Source organism: Pseudomonas sp. YQ_5, from assembly GCF_043103305.1.
GTDB classification, from domain to species: domain Bacteria; phylum Pseudomonadota; class Gammaproteobacteria; order Pseudomonadales; family Pseudomonadaceae; genus Aquipseudomonas; species Aquipseudomonas putida_Y.
On sequence record NZ_JBICJS010000020.1, the window covers coordinates 58,992 to 67,380 of the forward strand.

General features: G+C 55.9%; 5 protein-coding genes and 1 pseudogene. 5 read left to right on the forward strand and 1 reads right to left on the reverse strand.

Features of this window, described 5'->3' with window-relative positions; translation table 11 throughout:
• The first annotated feature begins 311 nt into the window (after nucleotides 1-311).
• The 4 genes and pseudogenes from ACF8EA_RS03780 (at nucleotide 312) to ACF8EA_RS03795 (ending at nucleotide 6,257) form a co-directional block, all read left to right on the forward strand.
• On the forward strand, nucleotides 312-3,191 hold the full coding sequence (locus ACF8EA_RS03780; protein ID WP_021783305.1) for a ribonucleoside-diphosphate reductase subunit alpha: 2,880 nt from the start codon (nucleotides 312-314) through the stop codon (nucleotides 3,189-3,191).
• Between the two features lie 138 nt (nucleotides 3,192-3,329).
• Nucleotides 3,330-3,461 carry a hypothetical protein gene (locus ACF8EA_RS03785; RefSeq protein WP_003254821.1) on the forward strand — a complete coding sequence of 44 codons (132 nt, stop codon included), beginning with the start codon at nucleotides 3,330-3,332 and terminating at the stop codon, nucleotides 3,459-3,461.
• 441 nt (nucleotides 3,462-3,902) lie between these two features.
• Nucleotides 3,903-5,153 carry a ribonucleotide-diphosphate reductase subunit beta gene (locus ACF8EA_RS03790; RefSeq protein ID WP_003254823.1) on the forward strand — a complete coding sequence of 417 codons (1,251 nt, stop codon included), beginning with the start codon at nucleotides 3,903-3,905 and terminating at the stop codon, nucleotides 5,151-5,153.
• 180 nt (nucleotides 5,154-5,333) lie between these two features.
• Nucleotides 5,334-6,257, forward strand: a pseudogene (locus ACF8EA_RS03795) (ParA family protein).
• A gap of 648 nt (nucleotides 6,258-6,905) precedes the next feature.
• Here ACF8EA_RS03795 and ACF8EA_RS03800 read toward each other — a convergent pair.
• Nucleotides 6,906-7,160 carry a hypothetical protein gene (locus ACF8EA_RS03800; protein WP_392521137.1) on the reverse strand — a complete coding sequence of 85 codons (255 nt, stop codon included), beginning with the start codon at nucleotides 7,158-7,160 and terminating at the stop codon, nucleotides 6,906-6,908.
• Nucleotides 7,161-7,639: 479 nt separating this feature from the next.
• Between ACF8EA_RS03800 and ACF8EA_RS03805 the strand changes: the two genes are divergently transcribed.
• Nucleotides 7,640-8,176 carry a Bro-N domain-containing protein gene (locus ACF8EA_RS03805; protein ID WP_392521138.1) on the forward strand — a complete coding sequence of 179 codons (537 nt, stop codon included), beginning with the start codon at nucleotides 7,640-7,642 and terminating at the stop codon, nucleotides 8,174-8,176.
• Nucleotides 8,177-8,389: the final 213 nt, after the last annotated feature.

Genomic DNA, 8,389 nt, shown 5'->3' on the forward strand with positions numbered 1-8,389 from the left:
TTTCAGCAGCCAAACCGCTCCTGCGGAGGCGACCGAGGCAAGCCCCTCCAGGGTCTTGTTCGGGCATGGGTGTTGCAGGCCAGGCCTGGCATCCATCAGCAACAGATTTTGGGCTCCGCCCAGAACCTTTGACTTCGGCCAGGGAGCGGCAAGCCATTGCCCCTTATTCCTGAGTCTGTCCCGAAGTCGGTACGCCCGTGCGGGCGGATGCGCATGCATTGCGCATCCCCGCGGGGCCATCGAGCAAGTGGACGGAACGGTGGGCGCCCTAGGGCGCCTGAACAATATAGAAATTGTGGAGACACCCACCCATGCAAACCGACACAACTCGCGAGAACCCGCAGGCCCAGGTGCCGCAGGCCGCCGATTCCAACCCGGATCTGGCTGCCACCGCCCCTGGCCAACTGCGCGTGATCAAGCGCAACGGCACTGTCGTCCCTTACACCGACGACAAGATCACCGTGGCCATCACCAAGGCGTTCCTCGCAGTTGAAGGCGGTACCGCCGCCGCCTCGTCGCGCATCCACGACACCGTCGCGCGCCTGACCGAGCAGGTTACCGCTACGTTCAAGCGTCGCATGCCATCGGGTGGCACCATCCACATCGAAGAAATCCAGGACCAGGTCGAACTGGCCCTGATGCGCGCCGGTGAGCAGAAAGTCGCCCGCGACTACGTGATCTACCGTGACCAGCGCGCCAAGGAGCGTGCCACCCGCGCCAACACCGACGCCGTGGTCGAACCGCACCCAAGCATCCGCATCACCCTGGCTGACGGCAGCCTGGCGCCGCTCGACATGGCCCGCCTGAACACCATCATCAGCGAAGCCTGCGAAGGCCTGGCCGAAGTCGATGGCGACCTGATCCAGCGCGAAACCCTGAAGAACCTGTACGACGGCGTAGCCATCAAGGACGTCAACACCGCCCTGGTAATGACCGCCCGTACCCTGGTCGAGCGCGAGCCGAACTACTCGTTCGTTACCGCACGCCTGCTGATGGACACCCTGCGCGCCGAAGGCCTGGGCTTCCTGAATGTAGCCGACAGCGCCACCCACCACGAGATGGCCGACCTGTACGCCAAGGCCCTGCCGGCCTATGTCGCCAAAGGCATCGAGTTCGAGCTGCTGAACCCGGCCATGGCCGACTTCGACCTGGAAAAACTGGGCAAGGCGATCAACCACGAGCGCGACCAGCAGTTCACCTACCTGGGCCTGCAGACCCTGTACGACCGCTACTTCATCCACAAGGATGGCGTGCGCTTCGAGCTGCCGCAGGTGTTCTTCATGCGTGTGGCCATGGGCCTGGCGCTGGAAGAAAAAGACAAGGAAGCCCGTGCGATCGAGTTCTACAACCTGTTGTCGTCGTTCGACTACATGGCCTCGACCCCGACCCTGTTCAACGCCGGTACCCTGCGCCCGCAGCTGTCCAGCTGCTACCTGACCACCGTGCCGGACGACCTGTCGGGCATCTACCACGCGATCCACGACAACGCCATGCTGTCGAAATTCGCTGGCGGCCTGGGCAACGACTGGACCCCTGTGCGTGCACTGGGCTCGTACATCAAGGGCACCAACGGCAAGTCGCAGGGCGTCGTCCCGTTCCTGAAAGTGGTCAACGACACCGCCGTTGCGGTCAACCAGGGCGGCAAGCGCAAAGGCGCCGTGTGTGCGTACCTGGAAACCTGGCACCTGGACATCGAAGAGTTCATCGAGCTGCGCAAGAACACCGGTGATGACCGCCGTCGTACCCACGACATGAACACCGCCAACTGGATCCCTGACCTGTTCATGAAGCGTGTCTTCGATGACGGCAAGTGGACCCTGTTCTCGCCTTCGGAAGTGCCAGACCTGCACGACCTGACCGGCAAGGCCTTCGAAGAGCGCTACGAGTACTACGAAGCCCTGACCGAGTACAACAAGATCAAGGTGTTCAAGACCGTCCAGGCCAAAGACCTGTGGCGCAAGATGCTGTCGATGCTGTTCGAGACCGGCCACCCATGGCTGACCTTCAAAGACCCGTGCAACCTGCGTTCGCCGCAGCAGCACGTGGGCGTAGTCCACAGCTCGAACCTGTGCACCGAGATCACCCTGAACACCAACAAGGACGAGATCGCGGTCTGCAACCTGGGCTCGATCAACCTGCCGAACCACATCGTCGACGGCAAGCTGGACACCGCCAAGCTGCAACGCACCGTGAACACCGCCGTGCGCATGCTCGACAACGTGATCGACATCAACTACTACTCGGTGCCGCAAGCGCGTAACTCGAACTTCAAGCACCGTCCGGTCGGACTGGGCATCATGGGCTTCCAGGATGCGCTGTACCTGCAGCACATTCCTTACGGCTCCGATGCTGCCGTCGAATTTGCCGACAAGTCGATGGAAGCGGTCAGCTACTACGCCATCCAGGCTTCCTGCGACCTGGCCGATGAACGCGGCGCCTACGAGACCTTCCAGGGTTCGCTGTGGTCCAAGGGCATTCTGCCGCTGGATTCGCAACAGATCCTGATCGAGGCCCGTGGCCAGAAGTACATCGACGTCAACCTGGAAGAAACCCTGGACTGGGCGCCGGTACGTGCCCGCGTACAGAAAGGTATTCGTAACTCGAACATCATGGCCATCGCACCAACCGCGACCATCGCCAACATCACCGGCGTGTCGCAGTCGATCGAGCCTACCTACCAGAACCTGTACGTGAAGTCGAACCTGTCGGGCGAATTCACCGTGATCAACCCGTACCTGGTTCGCGACCTCAAGGCCCGTGACCTGTGGGACTCGGTCATGATCAACGACCTGAAGTACTACGACGGTTCGGTACAGCAGATCGAGCGTATCCCGCAAGAGCTGAAGGACCTGTACGCCACTGCGTTCGAAGTCGAGACCAAGTGGATTGTCGACGCGGCTTCCCGTCGCCAGAAGTGGATCGACCAGGCTCAGTCGCTGAACCTGTACATCGCCGGCGCCTCGGGCAAGAAGCTGGACGTGACCTACCGCATGGCCTGGTACCGTGGCCTGAAAACCACCTACTACCTCCGTGCCCTGGCCGCGACCAGCACCGAGAAGTCGACCATCAACACCGGCAAGCTCAACGCCGTTTCCAGCGGTGGCGACAGCGCCCCGGTCCAGGCAGCCGGCCCTGCGCCAGTGCCGAAGGCCTGCGCGATCGACGAGCCTGACTGCGAAGCCTGCCAGTAAGGCCTGAATGCCGCGCGGGGTGCCCAACGGTGCCTCGCGCGGCATTTTTGTATCCGCGCCTCAGAGAAACCTTGCCCTTTGCCCACTGTTCACGCAGCTCGGTAAAAGAACAGGACCTCTCAAAAAGGATGTAAGCCCATGGCGCGGAAAAAACTGGCATCTCGCAAGATTGGTCGCAACGCAGAAACCGGCCGTTTCACCTCGGTGGAACAGGCACGCAAGCACCCCAAGACACACATTGTCGAAACGCTGTATACCCACCGTAGCTAGTGGTAGCTGGCCTCATCGCCGGCAAGCCCGCGGTGAGGCCGGTTTCGCCAACGCAGCCCTCAAGAAACACCATATGATGTGCCTTGAAATTTAAACTGGCACAACATATAGGTTGGCGCTACACTCTCCCCCCGTAGAAGAAGCCACCTGTTTCGTGAACGGACGCACGCCAAACCGGTCGAAAAAGTTACCCTCGCCGGCAACACCCGCGCCCCGATCGAAGGTGAATTCCGGTATACTTTGCGCCCTCTGAAAAGAGCACCTATTCAATTGTCCTGGCCCCTCCCAGAGGCCTGGCCAGGTACAAGCCAGAACACATTCAGATGTAAACGAGAGTCAGCCTCTCGAGCTGTCCATTCGCCGTTACGGCCTTGCGTCAGGCATCACATTCTTTAAATCCAACCGGTTGCCCCTGGGCGACCCTCAAGCAGGAGCCAAACCATGCTGAGCTGGGACGAATTCGACAAAGAAGACGGCGAAGTAGCCGCCAAAGGCAACACCCCTGCGCAGGCCGCTGCCGCCGCCACCCTCGACAAGCTCGACAGCGCCGGTGGTGCCGCCGCCCTGGAGGCCCGTGCGGCCACCGCTTCTGACTCCGAAGCCGTCAAACGTGCCAAGGCTGCCCTCGACGCCCTCGACGTTGCCGAAGGCCTGGCCGAGCTGGAAGGCTCCTCGGCCCGCGTTGCAGTAGATGAAAAGCGCATGATCAACTGCCGCGCCGACCTCAACCAGCTGGTACCGTTCAAGTACGACTGGGCCTGGCAGAAGTACCTGGACGGCTGCGCCAACCACTGGATGCCGCAAGAGGTCAACATGACCGCCGACATCGCCCTGTGGAAGAGCCAGGACGGCCTGACCGAAGACGAACGCCGCATCGTCATGCGCAACCTCGGCTTCTTCTCCACCGCCGACTCGCTGGTTGCCAACAACCTGGCCCTGGCCGTGTACCGCCTGATCACCAACCCGGAGTGCCGCCAGTACATCCTGCGCCAGGCCTTCGAAGAAGCGATCCACACCCACGCCTACCAGTACTGCATCGAGTCGCTGGGCATGGATGAAGGCGAGATCTTCAACATGTACCACGAGATCCCGTCGGTCGCTAAAAAAGCCGCCTGGGGCCTGAAGTACACCCGCGCCATCTCCGACCCGGAATTCAACACCGGCACCGTCGAAACCGACAAAGAGCTGCTGCGCAACCTGATCGCCTACTACTGCGTACTGGAAGGCATCTTCTTCTACTGCGGCTTCACCCAGATCCTGTCCATGGGCCGCCGCAACAAGATGACCGGCGTGGCCGAGCAGTTCCAGTACATCCTGCGTGACGAGTCGATGCACCTGAACTTCGGTATCGACGTGATCAACCAGATCAAGATCGAAAACCCGCACCTGTGGGATGCGGCGATGAAGGAAGAAGCGACCCAGATGATCCTGCAAGGGACCCAGCTGGAGATCGAATACGCCCGAGACACCATGCCACGCGGCGTATTGGGCATGAACGCAGCGATGATGGAAGACTACCTCAAGTTCATTGCCAACCGTCGTTTGACCCAGATTGGTTTGAAAGAAGAGTATCCAGGGACTACCAACCCGTTCCCATGGATGAGCGAGATCATGGACTTGAAGAAAGAGAAGAACTTCTTTGAGACGCGTGTGATTGAGTATCAGACTGGCGGGGCGTTGAGCTGGGACTGATCTCGCCTACTGCCTACTGACCCCCTGCAATATAGCCGCCTTCGGGCGGCTTTTTCATATTGACAGACAACATCAGGATAAATCTAGACAACATCTGCCACCAGTAATAGTATCCAAAGGCCACTACTCTACAAGCAATGGAAATATGCAAGGAGATGTAAATTGCCAAAAATCGTGAGCATGATTAACTGGAAAGGTGGTGTTGGAAAAACAACACTGACATTGCACATAGCTGCGGGACTTGCGCTAAGGCATAGCAAGCGAGTACTTTTGATTGATCTCGACCCACAGTGCAACCTTTCATTTCTCGCAATCGGGGCCGGCGCCTACATTAACCATACATACAAGAGAAAACGCCCCACTCTCAAAACAATATTTGATGCGTATTTTGACTGATCCGAAGTTGACATTAAAGATGTAATACTAAAAGAAAGGGTAAGATCAAGCGCAGATCGTGTATTTACTAGAGTAGATGCCATTCTTTCACACCAAGAACTTACTTTGCTAGACATGAAACTAGCAAGAGAGAAACGCTCCGGGAGAGATCATCGTGAAGAAACGAAATTCGAAATAGAGAAAATCTCTATTATCAAATCGATTATCGACTCAGTCTCGGAAAACTATGACTACGTCCTAATTGATTGCCCCCCCAACGTAAACCTAGTAACCCAAAGCGCCTTTTTTGCCAGTGACTATTATGTCGTTCCCGCGATACCTGACTTCCTTTCCACTGTGGGTATTGCATTAATCAATCAGTATATGGATCAATTCAACGCCGACTATCAGTCAATGTGGGGATACTCTGGTCTTCCCGGCTCATATTCTGACACCAAATTTGGTGGAATTATTTTCAACATGGTTGATGAGTATGGCGAAGGCCCTAAAAAAGGTCACCGCGGCATAATCGCAAACCTTAAGAATGAACTTGGCGAGCAATCCATTTTCCAAAATTACGTAACGGACGGGGATGGGATATCTACTGCAGCGGAAATGAACTTACCGGTATTCGCTCACGGCGACCTACCACGAGCTCAACAGAACGCAGTGAAGCAAGCCAATTATTTAGGGCGCGTCGTCGATGAATTCGTACAGAGGGTCATATAAGTATTATGAAAGCACATGAACTCGCTAAGATACTAGACGGCTTTAGTAAAGCCCTCAAAAAACTACCAGACGCAAACATTCATGACTCAATAGAATTAATAAATAAGCTAATAGACGAAAAGTACAGCCCTAAGAAAGGCAAAGAGAGAACGGGAACTACACCTCCAATAATCCCTGAAAACATCATCAAGCTACTACATGACGCCACTGCTGCTGAGGCAGAGTCGATACTGAATAGCAACTCACTATTTGTGTCAACTTCCAGCATTAGCAACCTAGCAAAAATACTAGGCATAGAGACATCAAAGAGGCAGAATCGAAGCGCTTTAATAAACTCAATAGTTCGCTACTTAGAAGCTCGCAAAATGAGCTCCATTATTCGCAATGATTCAACTGCAGAGACCAAACCTCAGAATCTAGAAAAGCAGTAGCCCAACGCAGAAACAAGAAAAGGCGGTTAAGTAATCACACTAACCGCCAATCAATAAACGCTTACAATCCAAAACTGCAAGACCGCCTGCCTTACGCCCCGCTAACCAAATCATCTCAAACTCACCACCCCCATCACTAAGACTAAGGCCAGGCTATTACAAACAATAAACACCCCCTGAGCTTAGAAACAATGAGCGCGTAGCGATCACAAAAAAATCAAACAGGAACCGAGACGTTCAATTGATTTATCACCGCTGCAATTTGATATGCAAGACTCCCTCCTGCACCTACCCCCTGAAAGACAACACTTCCAGTTGTCTCATAAACATTCAAAATCAAACCATCTGGAAAAGTATATTTCAGTTGCCCGTTAGGACGAGATTCAAGATTATGCTGAATACTTGCGAGATAAGCCTTAAGAGCGGGGAGAACATTGCAAACCATTGACGGTACTGTAGCAGCGATACTCATTGATGACTACCCTGAGAAAGTTTCTTTCAATGATGGCCTAAAGTCAGCATCAAACACAATCAATTAACAATTGAAATAATCTATCAGGAGCGCGATCATAATTAGTTTTTAACTTGCAATTTTCAGAAAATTCATACAGCTTTTCTTATTGTTTAAGTGAGCGGTAAGCAGTACTTTTTGGTCGGCGCCTAAGAAACGCCTCACGTAGCGGTCAATCCGCCCCGACAGATGCGGCTTTTTTGTGCCTGTGGTCTAATCCTGCGCGCAGAAAACGTGTTATGTCGGGAGCGGACTAATACAAGACCCGCAAGGGGAATACGTCCGGTCCGCTACGTGGGATTTCTTAGCTCCCGACACCCAGCCCTAAGAAAGCTGAAATCACGTAGAGGTAATGGAAATGCCTACCAAATCCAGCAATTCCAGGCTCTCCGCACATGCGTCTTGCCTGCTCAAATCTCCAATGACCACGGAGGCCAGCCATGACTGACCTTCAAGCCCCCACCCTCTTCACCCGTCACAACCGCCCCCTACACACCCTCTGGCTCGAATCCCAAGCCTGGTTCTGCGCCCACGAACTCGGCCGGCTGAGCGGTCATTTCTTCGACGAACACTGCATGCGCAAGCTCGACCCGGACCAGTATCGCAGTGTGCAACTGCTCCGCTATGGTAAGTACCAGGAAACCACTATGGTCAGCGAGTCCGGGGCCTATACCTTGTTGGCGCATCACCATGTACCGGAGAACCGCCATTTGCGCCGGTGGCTGACACATGAGGTGGTGGCGGTACCGCGTGATATTCAGGCAGATGGGGTGGACGATGCGCCGAGGCTGGGGCAGATGTGCTGGCCTGGTGGACGCAGCGCTACGTTGTTGTATTGGCAGAGTGAGCCTTGGGTGAAGATGCGGGATATGCCGGTGGTGCTGGCCGGGGAAGTGGGGCTGCAGGGGCCGGCTGAGAAACGCAAATTGAGCTGGCGTGAGTGCGCGCAGCGGGCGCTGCGGATGCATGGGGTTTAGCGGGCATTGTATTGCCTGTGCTGGCCCCTTCGCGGGTGAACCCGCTCCTACAGAGATCGCAGTTTGCCGGGATTACCCGGCAAGCTGGTCTGCCTGACTTGGCAATGAGCCCTCTGGGCTGATGGGGGACCTGTGCGGGTTCATCGAGGCGTTGAACCGCCGCGAACACCGGCGAAGCCGGTGCCATACACCGAGTTGGATTCTTCGCGGGCA

Excerpts from the sequence above, each read along its gene's own strand:
- ACF8EA_RS03780 (WP_021783305.1), top strand. The coding sequence starts at position 312 with ATGCAAACCGACACAACTCGCGAGAACCCGCAGGCCCAGGTGCCGCAG.
- ACF8EA_RS03785 (WP_003254821.1), top strand. The coding sequence starts at position 3,330 with ATGGCGCGGAAAAAACTGGCATCTCGCAAGATTGGTCGCAACGCAGAA.
- ACF8EA_RS03790 (WP_003254823.1), top strand. The coding sequence starts at position 3,903 with ATGCTGAGCTGGGACGAATTCGACAAAGAAGACGGCGAAGTAGCCGCC.
- ACF8EA_RS03800 (WP_392521137.1), bottom strand. The coding sequence starts at position 7,160 with ATGAGTATCGCTGCTACAGTACCGTCAATGGTTTGCAATGTTCTCCCC.
- ACF8EA_RS03805 (WP_392521138.1), top strand. The coding sequence starts at position 7,640 with ATGACTGACCTTCAAGCCCCCACCCTCTTCACCCGTCACAACCGCCCC.